We start from the raw sequence: 17,501 nt of genomic DNA, 5'->3' as shown, positions 1-17,501 counted from the left end.
GGCCCGCAAAAGCGAGCCTGAGAAAAGAGACTGATCGTGCCGGCTACCAGCTCACCCGCATATCCTTGACGTGGTGTTTGAGCGTCTCGGGAACGGCGCGGCGGTAGATGCCGACAGTCGGTTCGAAATGGGTCTGTCCGGTGTAGCCGACATTGATATTCTCGGCCGCGATGATCGTCTGGTTGTTGACGTAGAGCCGTGCGTAGCCGTTGCCCGTGGTGCTGTATTTCCACTCCACCCAGATATCCGTATCGACCCCGCGCGGGAACGGGAAGGACTTGAGATAGACCTCCTGCGGGTTCGATGTGCTGCCGCGCCGAATGATGAACTGGCAGGTATCGTTGCCTTCGAGCGTCAGGGCCACAGCGGGAGAGCCCATGCCGGCGCCGTTGTTGCGGGCGAATGCCTGCATGAGGACGCACCAGGGAGCCGTGTTCTGGGAACCAACCAGCTTGGACTTCCAGCCCATGCTGGAGTTCCACGCGACCGGAACCAGGAATTCGCTCTGAAGCTCGGAACGCTCCGAAGTGACCGGATCTGTCCAGCCTCCCTCGGGCGTCGGGTATCCGTAGCGGTCGCCGCTCCGAACCTCGAAGATGATCTCGTTGTTATCGGAAGAGGACCACGAATAAGGCAGGCGAGGAACGGTAACGCGCCACTTCGCCAGGTCATAGAGGGATGGATCAGACCCGACCGAGCGTTGCCCCCACGGGACGAGCTTGCTGCGGTCGTAGGTGACCGGGTTGACCTGGCTCGCCCAGATATATCCGCTCGCCAGCGCGGGCAGAGTGACCGGAGGAGTGCCACCCACTTCGGCAAGGACGTACTGGTAACCAACGGGTGGTGCGGGAGCCTTGCCGGCGAGACCCAGCGCGAGATTGTTAAGGGCCGCTTCAATGGTGGCGACGGACGAGACATTGGCCTTGGCGTTGATCGCGGACTGAAGCGCCAGGATGCTCGAAGCATCGGCCTTGGCGGACACCGCTGCGGCCGTAGCGTCCTTGCCGGCGTAATGCTGATCACCGATCAGCCGCACGATGTCAGCCCAATCTTCAGGGGTCGGGCCGCCTCCCCCCGGAGGGGAATATGAGCCACCTGCGAAGGCTCCACCAGGAACGTTCGGGCGGCTCATGGCGTCGGACCTTTCACGCGGACGGAAATGCGGGAATACCGCTTGGATTTGTCGAGGGTGTTGACCTCCTCCACGGCCGTCATGCCGCGTTGGTTCCAGGTCACAGCCTCTTCGTAGTTCTTGGCGAAGGCGTACAGTTCGGAGACCGTCAGGAAGAGGTACACGTCAGGATGCTTTGACAGCAGCCAATTGGAGGTGTTGATGTCGGAAAGCGCCGGGATCTTCTGGTAGTAGTCGAGGGCGATTTCCCCGGCATAGGCCGGGTACGTGATCAACGCCGCGCCCTGGATCGTAAAATACTTCGGGACGCCGCCCTCCCCGTTCGGGAAGCGCGAGGCGAGGAAGTTTGGCTCCTGGAACTCCAGCGGGCCATAAGGGAACGCTTCAACCCTGCGCCAGCCGGTATAATCGGTCGGCAGAGCAAGCATCCCGTTATCACTAGTGCCGGTCGAAGTCGCCTCCATTTCAGCGACCCGAAGGTGACGGTTCAACTTGGCCTCAACGAGGCTGATCGCTGTCGGAGCGTAAGCCGTCAGAGAGCTATCCCCCTCACGGCCAACGACACTGAGCGCCGCCTCTTGGAGGCCGGAATAGCTATCCAACGCCATGATTAGACGGTTCCCTCAAATGTGCGGAGTTTCTTGCGGTCGCCATCGTTCCAGAACCGCTTGAGCCACTTGATGTCGTGGTTCTCTTTGGCCTCGGCGTAGCCAGAGCTGAAATACAGCTCCAAGGGGACGGTCCCGATCACCTGACCATCGCCCCATTTGCGGCCCGCGTTCATGGAGCGGTCGGTCGCGGCGCTTTCCAGGATGCTATCGACGGGCATCACCTTCTTGATGGCGGTTCTGCCGTCGCCCAGATCCTGGATGTAGACCTTCATCCCCGAAATCGGGTCGGAGCGGACGAGCAACCAGTCGTTGCCCGTCCCGAAGTTCAGATCTTCGGTGTTCATCAGAACACGGCCTTGGCCTTGTCGGCATCGACGAGAGCCTGAGCCTCTTCGCGCGGGATCTGGATCACGTCGCCGGGCTGGGACTTCTCGTAAATCCTGGTGTTCGGCTCGTCGGGCGGGGTCGTGAACTTGGCGTTCGAGGGGACGTAGCCGTAGAGAAGGCGGACCGAAACGAGGTCTTCGGCTTCGGAGGCAGTTGCAGGCGTTTTAGCCATTGGGGACGCACCTTGTTGGCGTTGAAAAGAAAAAGGGCGGCCCGAAGACCGCCCCAAGTTGTCGTGAGATCAGGAAGGATTAGGTGGAAGCCGTCAGGCCGAAGAGGTCGGCAATGACGCCGAGAGCGGCTTCGTTCTTGACGATAAGCGTCTGCTCGGTGATGAGCACACCCGCCTTCGCATCGGCATTCGGCACAACGTCCGTGTCTTCCGCGATGGGGCGCAGGACGCCCATGGCGAGCTTGCCCGGCTCCAGGAGGAAGGCGTTACGGGCAGCGGCGGCACCGGCACGAGCCCACTGGCGGTTCGGCATGACGGTGATCAGGCCGAAGTCGGACAGATACTCGTCAGCCGCCGCATAAATGCGGGCCTGCTCCTTGCCTTCGACCTTGCCACGGTTGGCAACAACGTTGGCATCCGACATGAAGGTCGAGAAGACGCGCTTGTTGTAGGGCGAGACCATCAGCGTGGTCGGGTTGCCGCCGGCTTGGTAGACAGCCTGGATGTTGTTGTCCATCAGGGCCTTGGTGAAGGCGCGCTGAGTGCCGTTCGTGGCAGCGGTCACAAGGCCCGTGCCGGTGTTGTAGCCACCCGAGGCACCCGTAGCGCCCATGTCGTCGTTCGAGGCAACCCATGCGCGAAGACCGCCCAACTTGCCGGCCGTGGCGCCCGAGGGAGCAACGGAAGCCTGGTTGGACGCCGCGATGACCTCAAGGTCAATGCGGATCTCCTGGCCCTTCTTCAGCTTTTCGCGGTTGAAGTCGGACTTGGCGCCGGCCTTCTTCACCGCTTCCTGGGTCTTGGCGACGATGAAGGACTTGCGCAGGATCTGCGTGTAGTTGCCGACGCGGGTGGTCGGGGTGATGGCGTTGTAGCTGTACTGGTCGCCCTGAGCGAAGGCGTTCGCCGTGTCCGGGTTCGCCAGCGCATCGAGGTTCCATTCCGGCTTGATGCCTTCGACGGTCTCGGAGCCGATGAGCGTCAGAAGCGGCGTCTCGTCAGCGGTGATGATGGAGATCATGTCATCGAGCGTTTCACGATTACGCTTGGACAGATCCGTGGTGTGGGTATTGGAAATAGCGGCCATGTGTCATCCGCCCACCGGGATTGGACCGGTTGGTGCGGCTCCTAGTCTTGTGCGTTGAGGATGGCGAGAGCGTCATCGAAGCTCCCGGTTTTGCGCAGCCGGTCGAACTGTTGCTTCACCTGAGCCGCCTTCTGTTCGGTCGGGCTCACACGCCGTCCGGGGGCCTGGACCTGAACCGGAGGAGCGTCTTTCACCTTCGCGGCGACCTTGGCCTTTTCGGCCTGGAGCTTTTCGTACGCGATGGCGGCTTTCAGCACCCGAAGATGACGATGATCCGCAAGATTGCCGATCTCCTCCGCAGAGAAGCCGAACTTGGGAGCATGGGTCAGGATCTCCTCACGGAAAGCCTTGAAGCCTTCTTCCGTGCGGGTTTCGGGCACAGCGTCCTTGAGGAGTTGGATTTCCTTCTGGATGCGCTGCTGGTTGGCTTCGGCCTGCTCTCTCTTGGTCTGCTCGGTCCGGGCCTGTTCGGCCCGGTTCAGACCGTGCCACTTCTCCGCCGCGTGATTGTAGGCGGCAACCTGCTCCTGATACGTGATGATATCGAGTTCACCACGCTGGACGGCTGCATAATCAGGCTTGGGAGGGAAGTTGGCTTGAAGAACGGCCTTCGCCTGCTGGATGAGGTGAAGTGTCTGCTGTTCTTGGGCTGCAATGGCCTGCTGCTTCTGCTCGAACTCGCGTTCGCGGGCTTCGATTTCCGGCAGTTTGGCCTTGTATTCTTCGGCCTCGTCCCATCGCTTCTTTAGCTCGCTGATGGTAACTTCCTGACCATTCCGCAGACGGGTCTTGGCGTTGCCATGCAGGACTAATTCGGCTTCCGGTTCGGCTTCAGAGGTGGCCTCTTCCTCCTGAGTGGAGGCGTCAGCCTGGCCCGCTTCGACATCCTGTCCCTCGTCCGCAGACGCTTCGGATGCAGCGGTGGTTCCCTCAACAGGGGCTTCATCAGCCGCATTGAGGATCGAAAGAGCCGCGTCGAAGGACATAGGCTCAGAGGCGCCAACCTCCGCAGAGGGGACGCTTTGGGTTTCTTCTTCCATGGGTCACTTGTGGTTCCACGGGCCAGGATCGGACTGACCGTGAGGGGACGCACCCCTTGCGTGGGCTAAAGCCGTATTAGGCGACGGCCGGCGCCTTCTTGGAAGCCTGCTTTCCGGCGATAATCGCGGATCGCAAAGCATCCTTAAACCTACGAGAGGCGATGATCATTCGCCGCCCCTCTAAAATCTTGGCCTCTTCGGTTTCGAGAAGAAGCGCCTCATAGGCTCCCTTCTCTACCTGTTCGCAGTAAGGGGCGACTTCAGCCAGAAGGCGTTCGGCCTCTTCTGCCTTGCGCGTCACTTCGTTCATTCCGGCATTATCCCCAATTCGAGAAGCCCGAGAGCGTCCAGCCGGTCGGCTTTGTGTCGAGCGTCACGCTATCGCCCGCCGTAAAGAGCTGGGCCGCAACGAACACCGTGGGGCTGGCCGTGGTAATGTCGAACGGGTTGACCGTGGTGGACCAATCCGTCCCATTGAACGACGCCTGTGTCAGCTTGCCGTCGATGTCGATGGCGAGGAAGAAGCTCACCGGACGGGCTGTGCTGCCCCCGGTAATCCCAGTCCAGTCGCCCCGGTCACCGCCGTTGTACCAGATGCTATTATCGAGATAATAGGCGATGTCGTTGACGGACGAGCCGAGGTAGGTGTTCAGGCCATAGCTTGCATTGGCAAAGCCGACGCCGCCTTGGGTGATATCGGCCAGGGTCGCAATCGTGAACTTCGCGACCCACTTACCCGAGGTCTTGCCCGAAGCGGAGCGCACCGCCGCCTGTCCGTTGGCGCCGCTCTTGGTGGCGGTCAGGTTGCCGTTGGTCAGATCGACGGAGGCAGCCTTGTCGGCAGCGTTCCATGTGGTGGCGGGGGCGGATTGGGCTCTTACACGCCCTCTCGTCCTCCCGACGCCCAACCCTAGACCCATTCGCATCAGCCCGGCTCCCCGCCCATGCTCACCTTGGAGGTGGCAACGGATACTTGCGCGTTCATCACGCCCATTTCCCGTTTGATCTGCATCTCAGCCGCCATCTGCTCCCGCTTCAACTGAAGCTCGGAGACAAGCTGACGCTCCTTCAACTGGATCTCGGCCGCCAACTGCTCACGTTTCAGGGTCAGATCATTCTCAAGGCGCATCGCCTCGATCTGTGCCGTCTGCTGTGCCTTCTGGCTTTCGATCTGGGCGTTCTGCTCGGCCTTGGCCTGCTCGATCTGGAGCTTAGCCTGGGCTTCCATCATCTTCGGGTCGGGCTGCTGGCTCTTGGCCTGCATCCACTGCTGAAGCACCTCCGGGGTGACTTCCTTGAAGTACTTTTCGGCTACCCGAAGGCCACCAACCTCCACCATCTCGGCGAGGGTCTGGCGGTACTCGGACAGCGAGCACAGCGGGTTGTCAGGCCCGAGGGTCTGAAGGATGATCTCCTGCTTCCCGGCAATCGCCTGGAGCATGACCATATCCCGGTCCTTGGAGCCGGCCCCCAGACCCACGTTGATCGTGCAGTCCATGTCCGCGTTCCAGGGGCGAGGGTCCATCTCCACCCACTTGTCACGCAGGCGGATGACCTTGGGCCGGTCCTGGTTCTTGACCACCAGCTTCAGGATGCAGCTAAAGAGGCGCTGGAAGTCGATCTCCGCCATGTTGCGGGCGTAGAACTCCGTTTGCGTTTCTGAGGCGGCCCTGCCGTCCCGCACGGCCTCTGCCGTCTGGTTCTGGAGAGCGTCAGGCTCAAGGCCCATGGTCTGACGGCCAACGCCCGTTCGGCCCTGCTTGACCCCGTTCCAGTACTCGATGACGGGCAGGATCTTGTCGAAGATCGGAGGCGTGACGTTCGCCTGGATCATGCCAGGCCGTTTGACCCAGATCACCCCGCCCAACTCCCGGTTCACGAGAGCATCGTGGTTGATCACCTCCTCCTGAACGGCCTCGATCATAGGCTCGTTGACATGGTAGGTGTTATTCTGGATCGCACGGGACAGAGCGGTGTTGATCCGCTGGATATCCTGCGTCTCATCGAAGATCGAGCGGCCCCGGCGACGGTGAGCCACCGGATTGGGCGTCAGATCGGTGAACGGGAGAGCATCGCCCCATTCCTCGTTCAGGAGGATCTTGCGGGCCTCGTTCTCCGAGCGGTCGCCAATGACCACAAAGCGGCGCTCAGCCACTCCATCGCCATCGTAATCCACGAGCGGATACCACTCATAGATACAGACCTTCTCCATGCTCTTGTCGGGATTGGCGTTGCCTTCCCAAGTGCGCTTGGAGTCGCGGGCGTTCTTGGCGCTGTCGTCCACGCCTTCGGAATGGGCCGGCAGAGCGTCAACGATAGCCCGGTCATAGCCCTCTTTGACGAGGGTGGAGCGGGTGACGATACGCTCACGGCCAATGCCGGAGATTTCCTCGTCAATCGCCTTGGCATCCCGAGGGATGAGGAGTTCTTCAGGCGGGAGAGCTTCCAGACGAAGGCGACCGGTGCGAACGGTGCGCTTGATCTTTACATCGTGGAGGAGAGAGGGTTCAGGAGCGACAGGGGCTGGCAGCGCCGCGACCGGTCCTGGGCCTCCAACGCCCGGTTCCATGCCAACTGAAGATGCACCCTGGCCTCCATCTGCTCCTGGTACGAGGCCGGGGACAGGTTGGGTAGCGGCGAGGAGTTGTGCGTTTGGTTCTGCGGCTGCATAGGTGCCGCTGGCATCAGCATATTCCGTATGTTCAAGGACTTCGACATCATCGTCCGATACTAGCAGAGTAAAGGCGTCGTCGGAAAGGCCCGTGAAGGTTTCCACCTCATAGCACGGGGTCTTATCCCACCAGTGCATGATGACGCCGTTGCCGAGCCCGAGAGCATCGTCAAACGCGGTCAGGAGAACCTTGTAGCCCCGGCATTCCTTCAGGAACAGATAGTTGATGTAATCCGTCGCCTGATGGGCGTATTCCTCATCGCCTGGGCCTTTCGGCTCGAACTCCACCACCCTGTCCGAGTTGGCGAAGATGCGCATCAGGCCCGGCTTGATCCACGAGATGGTGTCATTGACATCCATCGACACGACAGAGGACTTGCCCTCTTCGGCCGGCAGATCATCCATGATGCCTTCGCGGTACTTGAGCGCCTTATCACGAAGAGAGGCGAGTTCGCTTTCCTCGTAGGAGACGGCATCCGCAATCTGCCCGTCGAGGAGCGCGGAAAGCTCGCTCTCCGACATCTTCTTGCGCTGCTTTGCCATCTATTACACCACCACTCTCGGGTTTCGTTTCGGGACCGAAGTCCGCGCTTCCTGCATGCTCACGGCCATGTACCGGAAGGCGTCAGCCCCGTGGCTCGCCTCGTCATGCAGAGGGTTCTTGCTGTACTGGCCCGTGTCAGGGTCCACGTCGTATCGGTAGCGCCTCAGGCACGTCAGGCCGTCAGCGCACTTGTCCTGGTCGAACCAGCACCGATTGAAGATCGAACGGGCCGCCTCGATGCCATTCGCCACGCTGATCTTCGGGACGATCTGAACGTCCTTGAAGACCGCTTGCACCTGTTGCTGAATGGTCCTCTCGGACCCAAGCAACTGGTTTTCGGCATCGTGAGGCAGCCAGTGAGTGCCCCACAGGTAATTCCTGTCCTGGAGCACCTTCAGGTAATGCCCGAGGGCAAAGCCCCGGTTCTCGTAATAATCGATCAGGCGGAACTCAAAGCCCACCTGCTGGGCGAACCAGATCGCCGTCTTGTCGGCGCGGCCCAAGTCCCAGAAGGTCGAGACCGGCTTGCTGGCGTCGCAGGGAACGCGGGTAAAACGCCCCTCCTCCGTCGCCTTGCGGATCTCGTTGGCGTAGATCGCACCGTCCAGAACCGCCTTGCAATGCCCTTCCCACACCGTGAGATAGGCGTCGTAGTTCGTAGCCCTCAGATGGTCCTTCTCATCAGCCAGAACCGCAGGAAACCACGGATTGTCCGACCAATTGACCTTGATGACCTTAGCGCCCGGAGGCGGGTTCTTCACGAACCGGACGTAGGTCTCGTCCGTGTCAAGCTCCGGGTTGAAGCTGATCCAGATCTCGGAGCCTTCCTTACGGATGGTCGGGATCAGCGTATCCCAGGAATTGCGGCTCACCGTCTGGGCTTCCTCAACCCAGCAGATGTCCACGCCTTCCTTGGACTTGATGTTGTGAACGTTGTGCTTGAGGCCGGCGAACAGGAAGAGGCTTCCGTTCTTGCCCCTGATCTCGTTGTTCAGGATCTCGTAGAAGTCGCCCAGCCCGAGGGCTGCTATCTGGTCCTTCAAGAGCTGGTGAACGGACTCACTGATGCTCTTCTGGATCTCACGAGCACAGAGCACCCGGAGAGGCTTGCCGGCTGCCATGACGAGAAGCGCACGGGCAATACCCCATGACTTGGCCCCGCCACGGCCGCCATAGCAAACCTTGTAGCGGGCAGGTTCGAAGAGGGGCGCCAGCTTCTCGGGGAACTCAACATTAGCTCGCATTGGGCTTGATGAAGGCGACGTTCAACCCGGTAAGCGGGATAGCCCCGCCGTCCGGCCCCGAATGCTCCACCTTCTCCTTAAACATGCCGAGATGCCGGCCTATATCGACCAGAGCGGCCCGTTTATCGTGCATCTTCAGCTTGACGCCCGTCTGCGTAAGCGAGACCTCAGCCACAGCGGCAGCGGTATCATCATCGAGCTTCTCACTCGGCACGAGGCTAACCGGGTAGATGTTCAGGCCATTGGGGTCGGCGTTCTCCGAAGTCTTGTCTCCGGGGTTCGCTCCCCATTTGACAGCCTTGCGGATGTCATAGAAGCCGATCTTAGCCAGCTCGGTCAGAACCCTATCCGCCGTGATGCCAGTGCGCTCAGAGCGGGCTTTCTGAGCCTCCTCGATAGCCGCCATGATGTCAGGTTTTGTCAGGTTCTCGGACCCGACAGAACGAGCGGTTTTCTCGCTATATCCTGCCCTAACGGCCGCCTGTGTGGCGTTCAGGTCAATGAGGTATTCCTCAACGAACCTCTTTTGCTTGTCGGTTAGCATTGGCTCATCTTTGCGGACGCACCGCTTATGATGGGTTCAGTCTCTCGGGCTGTACTTCTCGGCCCTGTAGAGGTTCAGCATGATTGCTCTTGGATCTTGGGGCCTCTGCCGTCCCCATCGGATGTCACGCGGCGAAAGCCAGACCTGGAAGGGCATACGGTCGAAGTAGAAGCCCCTCATGTCTCATCCCCTGGGTCTCTCTGCGGTCCCCAGCGCAAGTCTCGGTCGCCCCGATCCATCACCGGCAACTCATCGAAGTCCTCATCGATCACTGGCGTGTTGCCAATGAGAAGGGGCTTGGCGGATTGGTTGGCTTTTACCTGCCTGTCGATGGCATTGAAGATCTTACGAGAGGCATAGCCCTTCGGGTCGATCTTACGCGCCCTGGCTTCCAGGAAGGCGGTATGGGGAATGACAGTGGCGGTCATTTCTTCAACCCATCTATTTCCCTTGCCAGGATCAGGAGCGATTGCCGGACGTTATCGAACGTCGCCCAGCCGTAGCGCATCTGATGGGCGATCTCCCGCTCAACAGGCCCCATAGACATCCGACGCTCGATCTCTGCCTGGATCGCCATGACGGCTTCATCCATCTGCTCAGGGCTCATGCCTTCAGCCTTACGGCGCCAGAACTTCACTTCTTCACCTCTATGGTGATGGATTGGCCTGAGATGGGGTCGAATACGGTGATCATTTGCCACCCACGGGCCGCTGGACGGCAGAACAAGTAAAATTCAGCGAGTTGCGCTTCGGGCCCGTCTCACTAGGGTAGTACCAAGCGGTCTCTTTCCCGGCGCTAACGCAATCAGCTTCGGTCGGCAGATACCCGACCAGGACGACCCCGTTGCCCCACCAGAGGACTAGAGCGAATACGACTTCCATCACTCAGCCTCCCAGAACCACTGACGAACCGAATGAGACGGCCAGCCCTCGCCATAGGCATACTCAACCCGGAGGTATCGGCCCCAATCATCGGCTCTGATGAGAGGGTTGCCTGTCGGGATGTTCCAAGGACCGCCCATCATGCAGACCGCCCAGGTGGGCTACCAGCCGGACGCGAAGTGCTGATGGCGCCACAGCGTTCAGCGCCAACGAACTTATTCGGGTAGTGGCGGTTGGATCCGAACGGGATGCCCTCTACATGAACCAGCAAGCCAATGGCCTTGGCGATGTAGTGGACGATGCGTACTCGCCACCCATCTTGCGTAATAAGATTCAGGTTTCTCATTTCAGCGCCTTTTTGAGCCAATCGAGGAGCCAGGGATTGTCGCGGTAGACTTGCGTCCAAGCGGTCCCCATGATCGAGACAACCCGCTCTTCGCAGTCGCCTACCTCGATGCCGTAGGCCCACCAGATCGCGTGGGTAACCTCATGCAGAAACGTGTCGCAGACCCTAGAGAGGGTAGCCATATCGCCATCGATCGATATGCGGTTCTCGATGCTGGAGAAGAAGCCATAGCACCGCCCCTCCGCCGCTTGGCGGCTGTCCATCGCGTGAATGGCAATAGAGTGTGGCCCCACACGGATGCTCTCCGGGAGACTGGCAACCAGCTTCGCAGGGGTCATAGGCTCTCACTGTCGGTATTGGGCGCGGCCTGTATTCACCGCCTGTACGCTTGACCAAGAGGTTGCGGGTTGGTCGGCCCAAAGAGGTTTTCAGGGGGGAGCATGTGCATGATGCTCTAGCGGGCTTAGATGAGGGAACAGGCCCGAATGACGGGAGAGGCTAGCATCCTCGTCCAGAGGCGTACTCGTTACCGAGACGCGACCCCCTGAAACTGAATTGGAGTGGAATGAAGTGGTGATCAAAAATGAAAAGCCCGGCAGCTTTGTGGGCTCCGGGCACAATTCTCACGATGAATATTACGTTCTTACGCGCGCCCGCGCGAGTTGTCAAGCGGTATTATCGCTAACTACCTTGAGGCGCGGTTGAAGATCCTCGACATGCATAGCCCACCGCTGCACAGGGCGCGTCTCAAACCGGCAAGACACCACCCCGTCAGGCAGGCGCTTGCTTATCGGCACGAAGAACCGGAAGCCAATAGTCTCATCGATCTCCCCCTCCATCATACCCCGTGTCACCTCGTATTTGAGTTCGTGAAGAAGGCGCTCGATGCGCTCCATGCGGTAGTTCGGCTTATCGCTCATCACATCCTCGCCTGATTGATCGCATTCAGCCCCACCCTCAGGTTCCCCATCTCGTACTTATCCTGAGGGCCGATGTCCTCCACCAGAACGCGCAGAAGGATGGCCCTCAACGGTCCCGTGGTCCGCCCCTGATCCCCGTTCGCATGATAGAGGGCGCTCTGCGCATCCTCCCAGCGGCGCCGGACATCCATAACCCACCCTTCGCTGTCCTCGGGATGAGTACTGTAACCGCCTGTAATGGCCCCGTAGTCGATGGCTCGGACATTCGGGGAAGGAAGCCCCCTCACCTTCGCATGAGCCTTCCAGAGCCAAGCGAAGTACATCCCGGCGTCATACTGGTTCTGGTCGATTTCCTTTTGGAAGAGAAGGCGACCGAGGGCATAGCCGAGGAGCGGGTTGGAAACTCTCTTGCGGGCCTCTTCGAGCCGCCCTTTGCGCTTTGCTGTCAGATACACGTCAACCCCCAGAAGCTGGCGGATGCGGGCTTCTTCGGCCGTGGCCGTGATAGCCCCTGGGGATTGACGGTCGTACCCTGATGCGATCCGCCCTGTCTTGGGGTCTCTGGGGACCCCTTGCTTTCGTGGTCTGCCCCTACGGCTTGAAGCGGATAGCGTCATGGTCTGGCCCCTACGGTCGGATTGGTTTGTTATCTAGATTGGATTGGCGGGTGTTCCGCTCTCATCTTCGTTCGCGGCTGCTAACAGAGCATCAAGATCCGCAGCCGCGAGAGCGCAGAACCCGATAGGTGTCTCGGGATACCATTGGATAGTCCAGACGCTGTCCGTATCGATGGCCTTCTGGCGTTGCTCCGGGCTCACCCAATCGAACCAACAGTTGCCGGCCTCTTGATCTGCCAGCCATTGAGAGACTGTCTGGTAGTAGCTCTTATGGTCGTTGTGGGTCAGGTGAAGCGAACCCTCATGTTTCGGAAACTTGATGCTCATCCCCTATTCTCCATGATTGCCGCCAGCCTAGCGAGACTCTTCCGGCTGGCATCGTTGTCCTTGAGCCAGCCCTGCCGGGGCAGATCCCCAACCCTATGCAAGAGGAGTTCTTCAACCGCTTCATGCAGGCGGAGGCTCTCTTCGAATAATGCTTGGTTGCGAGCATTGAGCCTATCTACAGTACTCCACGCCTCTCCTCGCTGCGACCGAAGCTTCTCTATCTCGTCAGCAGCCTCGTCCACGATGCTCCATATGGTGGCCGCCTCGCTGCTCCGAAGGCGCTCGACTAGATCGCTCATTCCCCATTCTCCAGATGCCAGCTCACAAGGTCACACCAGACGATAATTCCCGCCGCATAAAGACGGCACCAGTCGATATATGAGGCGGGGGTGAGGATCATGGGGCCGAAACCTTGCCTGACACCTCGAACCGCACGAGGCTCCCAGGAACCCACCGGTCACCGATGCGTACCTGACATCGACCATAGAAGGAGTAGCGCCCCTCTAGACCGGCATCCGACGCCTGTGTGAGGCAGAACTCTCTAGCGCTGTTCTCGGAGAGAGTGTACAGGCCATAAATAAAGGCGGCGAGGCACCCGACGGCCCCGACGATGGTTACGACAATGACCTTCATCCCAACCACCCCACAAGCCACAGAAGACCAATGACAGGCAGGATGATCTGCCAGGCGAAGAACAGAGACACGATCCCGAAGGTGACGGTGATCCCTGCGATACAGGAGAGAAGGTCTCTCATTCCCAAGCTCCTAGAACGGAATGCTGTCGTCGGAGTCGAAGCCGCGTCCGCCGCCCTGCTGAGGAGCCGGCCGCCCCTGCCCGTCATTCTCACGTGGCACAAAGGCAGAGATCCAAACCTCGCCCTCGGCATTCGGGAGCGGAAGGGCCTCAAGCTTGATTGAGAAGCCTTCGCCCTGCTTGGACGGGAACATGACGCCGACCTTGGTCCAGCGCTTCTTGCCGTCCTTGTCGGTCTTGGATGTGAGTAGGTCGTAACGATTGCTCATGCTGCTTCCTTCATGTAGCTGATGGCCTTCCGGCCCCGGTCGGTGAGCGTTGCGGTTAGTTTGTCCTCGGAGAGCGTCAGGGCTTTCAGTTGCAAGAGGATATCCACCCTCTGGCCCCTTGCTTCCCCGTTTATCCTCCAGCCGTAGAGGCCGTGGCGGTCCATATCCCTCTCTGCCTTGCCGTGTTGATCGATCAGACGGAGAGTGCGGAGTTCGGCGTCGGTGAATTTCATGCGGCCTCCTTCGCCTTGAGGCGGGCGCGGTATCGGGCATCACAAGCCCTATCCATGGCCCGACCCTTCGGGGTCTTGCGGTAAGCCTTCTTGCTGGCGAGGCGCCTTTCGTATCGATCCGGGTCTAGCCAAAGACCGGCGGTAAACTCGGATATGCCGTACTCGTCCATGAGGGCTTCGATGGTCCAGCCACAGTGGGTCACGAGGATGAAACCTTGCTTGCGGCGTGGGAGACGCTCAAAAGCGGGGGATGCGGGGTCGATGTGCATCATATCGCCCACCCCCATGCAGCCGGCCCCGATTTAATGCGGGGGATGTCGTAGCCCCTGCGGCGAAGGACGCTGATGGTGACCTTCACGACGTTGGAACTCGTGCCGAGGCGTTCGGCAATCACCGGGCGGGGAAGCTTCTGACGGGCGAGCTTGAAGACGCGCTGCTGGAAGTGGGTCATGCGCCCTCTCCCTGATACGACGGGTCGAGTTGCAAGAACCGCTCCGTGTCTTCCTCGTACTTCATGAGGACATCGCCCTTCATGCCAGTGCCCTTGAAGCGGACTTTGGCAATGCGAATGACCGTATGTGGGCTCTCGGGGTTCTCAGGATCACGCCCGACCACCACACCGAGGTCCGGCTTGTTGTACCAATGGGCCGAGCCCTCGCAGTCATAGAGATTCGGCATCCGGGGGTTGTCGCCGGCCACGGCCTTGGTCGGGTGAACGATCACCGTTACGGCCACCTGACGCTCTTTGGCAAACCGCTTGAGCATTCGAATGCCGCGCCCGATGTAGTCGGGCATGGCCTCGCCGGCCGGCTTGGCGTGTTCGACCTCGTTCCAGGGGTCGATGATGAGGTGCTTGATGCCGTGCCGGTGCACAGCGTCGTGAGCCCTCTCGATTACCCATTCCAAGGTCATGTCCTCGTCAATCCCCTCCTCCGGGTCCGCGTCGAGGAAGACGAATGCCTCGTTGAGGAACTGGTCCGTCTCACGAAGTATTTGCCTGTCCTGCAACACGCGGTACAAAGGTAATCCCGAAGCTATGGTTCTCAGTTTATTATGAAGATGCGGGACTGTCGGCATTTCTGGAGAAAACACGGCAGTTTTCCACCCGAAGTTTCGTGCGATGTTGATTGACATCCCCATAGTCCAAGTCGTTTTCCCGTGGCCTGGGATGCCCGTTACAACTGTGAACGCACCCGGAAATAGTTTGAAGTGCTTGTCCACGGTCGCCCATCCGGTCCCAACCGTGCGGATGGGCTCGGCCGGCGGATAGTCCTCAAGCTTGTAGAGGCCCTTCACCGGATAGGGCTTGGCTCCGTTCAGAACCTCGGTCACCCCCTCAGGGCCGCATTGGGTCAGAACCTCGTTCAGATCCTTGCAGCCCTCGGGATAGGTCACGAAGGAGCAGCGGGAGGCACCGAGACGGCGCACCAGCTCGGACGCAAGACGAATGCCTGGCGGGTCATTGTCCACGGCCAGCACGAAACGCTTGATGCGCTTGAGACGGTCGCGGTTGTTGAACATGAACTGAAACTTGCCAGTCTGATCGTCCAGCGGGTTGTTGACGGTAGGCTCGCCCACGGCCGGCGGGGCACCATCAGGGACGGAGACGGTCAGCGGGAAACCGCACTCGATAGCGGTCAGAGCGTCAATCTCGCCCTCCGTGATGATGAGGGGCATGGAGCCCTGCTCAAGTGCCGGATCGTCCAGGGCGTCGGCGTTCCAGAAGGTTCGCTTGCCGCCGGATTCCTGCCAGAACTTCTTGTTAGCTCCCCGGAACTTGGCGCCGACCTCTTTGCCCTGCTCCGTGAAGGGGAACTTCAGGGCGCCATCAACCGTACAAATTCCGAAACGAACCGCTGTTTCGTCCGAGATCCCGCGCTTTTCGAGCCACCGGGTGTGCAGTTCGCTTATCATCGTAAAACCTCCCTCCGCTGAAATCGCATCCGTCGTTGTTGCACCCGTAGGAGACGCCCTCTGCGTCTATCGTGACCCCGAGACATCGCTTGTTGCGGTTGTGCGGCTTGCGGTGGTCGGAGCATTTGGGGCAGCGGGCGTAGAACCGTCCGATTGCCGTTGAGCGGGCCTGAATGCCCAGGTCGGCGAGGATTTGAGCGGCGGTCAGATCCATGTCGCGTTGAGCCTCCGTGCTCGTTCGCTGTGCGTCTCCTGGCGCTTCGGCTGGGCCTGCTGCTTCAGGGCGGCCTCGATCCACGGCACGGCGTCGGCCACTCGGTTTCGTCCGGCATCCTCGATCACCCGGAGAACCCTCACGGCGTCGTCGTTCGCATCCTTGAGCCACTTGCCGAGGAGCCCCCGCAGCTTTCCATCCGGCTTGCCTGTCAGTCCGGCCAGGAGTTTCAATCCCCGGCTGAACAGTTCGCCTCGGGGGTCAGCCAGAACGATCACGTTCTCGGCCAAATTCGAAATCGGGGCGGCAACGCCCGAAACGTTAGTTTCGGAAGAGGGAGAGTTAATTTCTTTAGAGGGTGTGGGAGACCTTTCTTTATCAGAGAGGGAGTCCACAACGCTGGTAACGTCCGATAACGCGTTATCTGCGTTACTATTCGTTACCTGTTCTTGCTTCTTTCTCTCTTTGAACCGACGCTGGCGCTCTGCATTGCCGGCGCGCTTGGCTGCCTTGCGAGCCTCATCCTGTTCGATCTGCTGCCGCTCAACAGCCTCCACAGCAGCCGCGATCTGTTCGACCGTGGCGCCGGTTGCGGCGAGGGCCTTAACGAGTTCGGCGAGCATCGTCATGATTACTCTCCCCTGCCGATGTTCTTGAGTGCGAGGCCGACCGCATCAGCGAGGGAGATCCACTCACCCAGGTCGTCGCCCTGCTTGCTATGGGTTTCCGGATAAGCCTCAACGGAGACGCGGACCCCGGACGGAACGGCATCATCCCAGCGGCAGTGGATGAACTCGCACTTGCTGTCGTCCTCGATGATGCCGCCATGAACGAGGGCATCGCTGATCGGCTTGATGATGTTGTCGAGATCCCGCTTGCGCCGGTCGGGACGCTTGGCGGCAATCTCGATGAAGTACTTGCCCTCGATCCGGCCATTGGCCCTGGCAGCCGCCTTAGCGGTCCACTCGGCGGCTTGCTTCCAGGCGGCATACTGCTTGGACAGGTACGTGGTCGGCCGGCCGCTGGAGCTGCGCCCGTTGCGCCAGAGATTGTTCGTGGACGGAGGATAGTCGAAGGTGACGGTAATCATGCCGCGTCTCCCCTCCACACGCCCATCTTGCGGATGGCGTGAAGAACCGAGGTGTGGTGCACCCCGAAGAACTGAGCGATCTTTTCGAGGGACCAGTGCGGGAACTCCACATAGATGGAGCTGATGGCCTCGTGACGGGCCGCGACGACCAGTGCCGTCCGAGTGCGGCCAAGGATATCGGCTGCTTGTAGACCATGCCTGTTCGCGATCAGACGAACGATGGTCTTGGCGTGGGCCTTAGGGATCAACGTACCCTTCAGGTCGATGATGTCCCGCACGACATCCTGGGCCGGCGCGACAGCCTGACTCATATCGATGCCGGAACCTACACCCTCTGGGAGCGTTACCGGCGCGACAACAGCGTCAGGAACCGCGTGTTCTGCGGGCATATCAACTCGCGTCGGGGTAATCCGGCGCGGGGCATAGCGGCTGCGCGCAACTTCCCTGGCATGAGCCAGAACATCGGCGCCGTTGGTGAAGTGTCTGTGCTGGATCATTTCAATT

General features: G+C 60.1%; 27 protein-coding genes. All 27 read right to left on the bottom strand.

Features of this window, described 5'->3' with window-relative positions; translation table 11 throughout:
* Window positions 1-43: 43 nt before the first annotated feature.
* The 27 genes from U0023_RS13225 to U0023_RS13095 all read right to left on the bottom strand — a co-directional run bounded on the left by U0023_RS13225 (window position 44) and on the right by U0023_RS13095 (window position 17,494).
* Window positions 44-1,132: a heparin lyase I family protein gene (locus U0023_RS13225; RefSeq protein WP_009494231.1), complete on the bottom strand. Its 1,089-nt coding sequence runs from the start codon at window positions 1,130-1,132 to the stop codon at window positions 44-46.
* Window positions 1,129-1,740 (bottom strand): phage adaptor protein, encoded by a 612-nt coding sequence (locus U0023_RS13220; protein ID WP_009494230.1) that lies wholly within the window; start codon window positions 1,738-1,740, stop codon window positions 1,129-1,131. The genes U0023_RS13225 and U0023_RS13220 overlap by 4 nt, the downstream gene beginning before the upstream one ends.
* A gap of 2 nt (window positions 1,741-1,742) precedes the next feature.
* Window positions 1,743-2,087, bottom strand: a complete 345-nt coding sequence (locus U0023_RS13215; RefSeq protein ID WP_009494229.1) for a hypothetical protein — start codon at window positions 2,085-2,087, stop codon at window positions 1,743-1,745.
* On the bottom strand, window positions 2,087-2,302 hold the full coding sequence (locus U0023_RS13210) for a hypothetical protein (protein ID WP_009494228.1): 216 nt from the start codon (window positions 2,300-2,302) through the stop codon (window positions 2,087-2,089). Before U0023_RS13210 ends, U0023_RS13215 begins: the two co-directional genes overlap by 1 nt.
* Window positions 2,303-2,381: 79 nt before the next feature.
* Window positions 2,382-3,389 (bottom strand): DUF5309 domain-containing protein, encoded by a 1,008-nt coding sequence (locus U0023_RS13205; RefSeq protein ID WP_009494227.1) that lies wholly within the window; start codon window positions 3,387-3,389, stop codon window positions 2,382-2,384.
* Between the two features lie 41 nt (window positions 3,390-3,430).
* Entirely contained in the window at window positions 3,431-4,429 is a 999-nt protein-coding gene (locus tag U0023_RS13200; protein WP_009494226.1) for a hypothetical protein, read from the bottom strand.
* Between the two features lie 76 nt (window positions 4,430-4,505).
* Window positions 4,506-4,739 (bottom strand): hypothetical protein, encoded by a 234-nt coding sequence (locus U0023_RS13195; RefSeq protein WP_009494225.1) that lies wholly within the window; start codon window positions 4,737-4,739, stop codon window positions 4,506-4,508.
* 7 nt (window positions 4,740-4,746) lie between these two features.
* A complete protein-coding gene (locus tag U0023_RS13190; RefSeq protein ID WP_009494224.1) occupies window positions 4,747-5,355 on the bottom strand; it encodes a hypothetical protein in 609 nt (202 codons plus the stop codon).
* A complete protein-coding gene (locus tag U0023_RS13185) occupies window positions 5,355-7,643 on the bottom strand; it encodes a portal protein (protein ID WP_009494223.1) in 2,289 nt (762 codons plus the stop codon). Before U0023_RS13185 ends, U0023_RS13190 begins: the two co-directional genes overlap by 1 nt.
* A 3-nt stretch (window positions 7,644-7,646) precedes the next feature.
* Entirely contained in the window at window positions 7,647-8,888 is a 1,242-nt protein-coding gene (locus U0023_RS13180; RefSeq protein ID WP_009494222.1) for a PBSX family phage terminase large subunit, read from the bottom strand.
* Window positions 8,878-9,432, bottom strand: coding sequence for a terminase small subunit (locus U0023_RS13175; protein ID WP_009494221.1), 555 nt, complete (start codon window positions 9,430-9,432; stop codon window positions 8,878-8,880). Before U0023_RS13175 ends, U0023_RS13180 begins: the two co-directional genes overlap by 11 nt.
* Window positions 9,433-9,608: 176 nt before the next feature.
* Entirely contained in the window at window positions 9,609-9,860 is a 252-nt protein-coding gene (locus U0023_RS13170; RefSeq protein ID WP_009494219.1) for a hypothetical protein, read from the bottom strand.
* Window positions 9,857-10,069, bottom strand: a complete 213-nt coding sequence (locus tag U0023_RS13165) for a hypothetical protein (protein ID WP_009494218.1) — start codon at window positions 10,067-10,069, stop codon at window positions 9,857-9,859. The genes U0023_RS13170 and U0023_RS13165 overlap by 4 nt, the downstream gene beginning before the upstream one ends.
* A 586-nt stretch (window positions 10,070-10,655) precedes the next feature.
* Window positions 10,656-10,997 (bottom strand): hypothetical protein, encoded by a 342-nt coding sequence (locus tag U0023_RS13160; RefSeq protein ID WP_009494215.1) that lies wholly within the window; start codon window positions 10,995-10,997, stop codon window positions 10,656-10,658.
* Between the two features lie 327 nt (window positions 10,998-11,324).
* A complete protein-coding gene (locus tag U0023_RS13155; protein ID WP_009494214.1) occupies window positions 11,325-11,579 on the bottom strand; it encodes a hypothetical protein in 255 nt (84 codons plus the stop codon).
* Window positions 11,579-12,034: a hypothetical protein gene (locus tag U0023_RS13150; RefSeq protein ID WP_040639332.1), complete on the bottom strand. Its 456-nt coding sequence runs from the start codon at window positions 12,032-12,034 to the stop codon at window positions 11,579-11,581. The genes U0023_RS13155 and U0023_RS13150 overlap by 1 nt, the downstream gene beginning before the upstream one ends.
* 195 nt (window positions 12,035-12,229) lie before the next feature.
* Window positions 12,230-12,523, bottom strand: coding sequence for a hypothetical protein (locus U0023_RS13145; RefSeq protein ID WP_009494212.1), 294 nt, complete (start codon window positions 12,521-12,523; stop codon window positions 12,230-12,232).
* On the bottom strand, window positions 12,520-12,822 hold the full coding sequence (locus U0023_RS13140; protein ID WP_009494211.1) for a hypothetical protein: 303 nt from the start codon (window positions 12,820-12,822) through the stop codon (window positions 12,520-12,522). The genes U0023_RS13145 and U0023_RS13140 overlap by 4 nt, the downstream gene beginning before the upstream one ends.
* Window positions 12,823-13,152: 330 nt before the next feature.
* Window positions 13,153-13,278, bottom strand: coding sequence for a hypothetical protein (locus tag U0023_RS13135; RefSeq protein WP_009494208.1), 126 nt, complete (start codon window positions 13,276-13,278; stop codon window positions 13,153-13,155).
* A gap of 10 nt (window positions 13,279-13,288) precedes the next feature.
* Complete coding sequence (locus U0023_RS13130; protein WP_009494207.1) at window positions 13,289-13,546, bottom strand: hypothetical protein; 258 nt, start codon at window positions 13,544-13,546, stop codon at window positions 13,289-13,291.
* The gene (locus U0023_RS13125; RefSeq protein ID WP_009494206.1) at window positions 13,543-13,779 is read right to left on the bottom strand and encodes a hypothetical protein; all 237 of its coding nucleotides are present in this window, start codon (window positions 13,777-13,779) and stop codon (window positions 13,543-13,545) included. The genes U0023_RS13130 and U0023_RS13125 overlap by 4 nt, the downstream gene beginning before the upstream one ends.
* A complete protein-coding gene (locus tag U0023_RS13120; RefSeq protein WP_009494205.1) occupies window positions 13,776-14,051 on the bottom strand; it encodes a hypothetical protein in 276 nt (91 codons plus the stop codon). Before U0023_RS13120 ends, U0023_RS13125 begins: the two co-directional genes overlap by 4 nt.
* Window positions 14,048-14,230: a hypothetical protein gene (locus U0023_RS13115; protein ID WP_009494204.1), complete on the bottom strand. Its 183-nt coding sequence runs from the start codon at window positions 14,228-14,230 to the stop codon at window positions 14,048-14,050. Before U0023_RS13115 ends, U0023_RS13120 begins: the two co-directional genes overlap by 4 nt.
* Window positions 14,227-15,693 carry a DnaB-like helicase C-terminal domain-containing protein gene (locus U0023_RS13110; RefSeq protein WP_009494203.1) on the bottom strand — a complete coding sequence of 489 codons (1,467 nt, stop codon included), beginning with the start codon at window positions 15,691-15,693 and terminating at the stop codon, window positions 14,227-14,229. The genes U0023_RS13115 and U0023_RS13110 overlap by 4 nt, the downstream gene beginning before the upstream one ends.
* 204 nt (window positions 15,694-15,897) lie before the next feature.
* Complete coding sequence (locus U0023_RS13105; RefSeq protein ID WP_009494202.1) at window positions 15,898-16,536, bottom strand: hypothetical protein; 639 nt, start codon at window positions 16,534-16,536, stop codon at window positions 15,898-15,900.
* A 2-nt stretch (window positions 16,537-16,538) separates the two neighbouring features.
* On the bottom strand, window positions 16,539-16,997 hold the full coding sequence (locus U0023_RS13100; RefSeq protein WP_009494201.1) for a RusA family crossover junction endodeoxyribonuclease: 459 nt from the start codon (window positions 16,995-16,997) through the stop codon (window positions 16,539-16,541).
* Window positions 16,994-17,494, bottom strand: a complete 501-nt coding sequence (locus U0023_RS13095; RefSeq protein WP_009494200.1) for a helix-turn-helix domain-containing protein — start codon at window positions 17,492-17,494, stop codon at window positions 16,994-16,996. The genes U0023_RS13100 and U0023_RS13095 overlap by 4 nt, the downstream gene beginning before the upstream one ends.
* Window positions 17,495-17,501 lie beyond the last annotated feature (7 nt).

Origin of the sequence: Microvirga lotononidis (genome assembly GCF_034627025.1) — a bacterium.
GTDB lineage: Bacteria > Pseudomonadota > Alphaproteobacteria > Rhizobiales > Beijerinckiaceae > Microvirga > Microvirga lotononidis.
Note: the sequence above shows the minus strand (reverse complement) of the source record. Positions and strands in the feature narration are given on the sequence as shown.

Coding starts and splice junctions, on each gene's coding strand:
- U0023_RS13145 (WP_009494212.1), bottom strand. CDS start 12,523: ATGAGCATCAAGTTTCCGAAACATGAGGGTTCGCTTCACCTGACCCAC.
- U0023_RS13225 (WP_009494231.1), bottom strand. CDS start 1,132: ATGAGCCGCCCGAACGTTCCTGGTGGAGCCTTCGCAGGTGGCTCATAT.
- U0023_RS13190 (WP_009494224.1), bottom strand. CDS start 5,355: ATGCGAATGGGTCTAGGGTTGGGCGTCGGGAGGACGAGAGGGCGTGTA.
- U0023_RS13205 (WP_009494227.1), bottom strand. CDS start 3,389: ATGGCCGCTATTTCCAATACCCACACCACGGATCTGTCCAAGCGTAAT.
- U0023_RS13110 (WP_009494203.1), bottom strand. CDS start 15,693: ATGATAAGCGAACTGCACACCCGGTGGCTCGAAAAGCGCGGGATCTCG.
- U0023_RS13175 (WP_009494221.1), bottom strand. CDS start 9,432: ATGCTAACCGACAAGCAAAAGAGGTTCGTTGAGGAATACCTCATTGAC.
- U0023_RS13210 (WP_009494228.1), bottom strand. CDS start 2,302: ATGGCTAAAACGCCTGCAACTGCCTCCGAAGCCGAAGACCTCGTTTCG.
- U0023_RS13095 (WP_009494200.1), bottom strand. CDS start 17,494: ATGATCCAGCACAGACACTTCACCAACGGCGCCGATGTTCTGGCTCAT.
- U0023_RS13170 (WP_009494219.1), bottom strand. CDS start 9,860: ATGACCGCCACTGTCATTCCCCATACCGCCTTCCTGGAAGCCAGGGCG.
- U0023_RS13185 (WP_009494223.1), bottom strand. CDS start 7,643: ATGGCAAAGCAGCGCAAGAAGATGTCGGAGAGCGAGCTTTCCGCGCTC.
- U0023_RS13105 (WP_009494202.1), bottom strand. CDS start 16,536: ATGACGATGCTCGCCGAACTCGTTAAGGCCCTCGCCGCAACCGGCGCC.
- U0023_RS13215 (WP_009494229.1), bottom strand. CDS start 2,087: ATGAACACCGAAGATCTGAACTTCGGGACGGGCAACGACTGGTTGCTC.
- U0023_RS13200 (WP_009494226.1), bottom strand. CDS start 4,429: ATGGAAGAAGAAACCCAAAGCGTCCCCTCTGCGGAGGTTGGCGCCTCT.
- U0023_RS13125 (WP_009494206.1), bottom strand. CDS start 13,779: ATGAAATTCACCGACGCCGAACTCCGCACTCTCCGTCTGATCGATCAA.
- U0023_RS13100 (WP_009494201.1), bottom strand. CDS start 16,997: ATGATTACCGTCACCTTCGACTATCCTCCGTCCACGAACAATCTCTGG.
- U0023_RS13220 (WP_009494230.1), bottom strand. CDS start 1,740: ATGGCGTTGGATAGCTATTCCGGCCTCCAAGAGGCGGCGCTCAGTGTC.
- U0023_RS13155 (WP_009494214.1), bottom strand. CDS start 11,579: ATGAGCGATAAGCCGAACTACCGCATGGAGCGCATCGAGCGCCTTCTT.
- U0023_RS13130 (WP_009494207.1), bottom strand. CDS start 13,546: ATGAGCAATCGTTACGACCTACTCACATCCAAGACCGACAAGGACGGC.
- U0023_RS13160 (WP_009494215.1), bottom strand. CDS start 10,997: ATGACCCCTGCGAAGCTGGTTGCCAGTCTCCCGGAGAGCATCCGTGTG.
- U0023_RS13180 (WP_009494222.1), bottom strand. CDS start 8,888: ATGCGAGCTAATGTTGAGTTCCCCGAGAAGCTGGCGCCCCTCTTCGAA.
- U0023_RS13120 (WP_009494205.1), bottom strand. CDS start 14,051: ATGATGCACATCGACCCCGCATCCCCCGCTTTTGAGCGTCTCCCACGC.
- U0023_RS13140 (WP_009494211.1), bottom strand. CDS start 12,822: ATGAGCGATCTAGTCGAGCGCCTTCGGAGCAGCGAGGCGGCCACCATA.
- U0023_RS13115 (WP_009494204.1), bottom strand. CDS start 14,230: ATGACCCACTTCCAGCAGCGCGTCTTCAAGCTCGCCCGTCAGAAGCTT.
- U0023_RS13195 (WP_009494225.1), bottom strand. CDS start 4,739: ATGAACGAAGTGACGCGCAAGGCAGAAGAGGCCGAACGCCTTCTGGCT.
- U0023_RS13135 (WP_009494208.1), bottom strand. CDS start 13,278: ATGAGAGACCTTCTCTCCTGTATCGCAGGGATCACCGTCACCTTCGGG.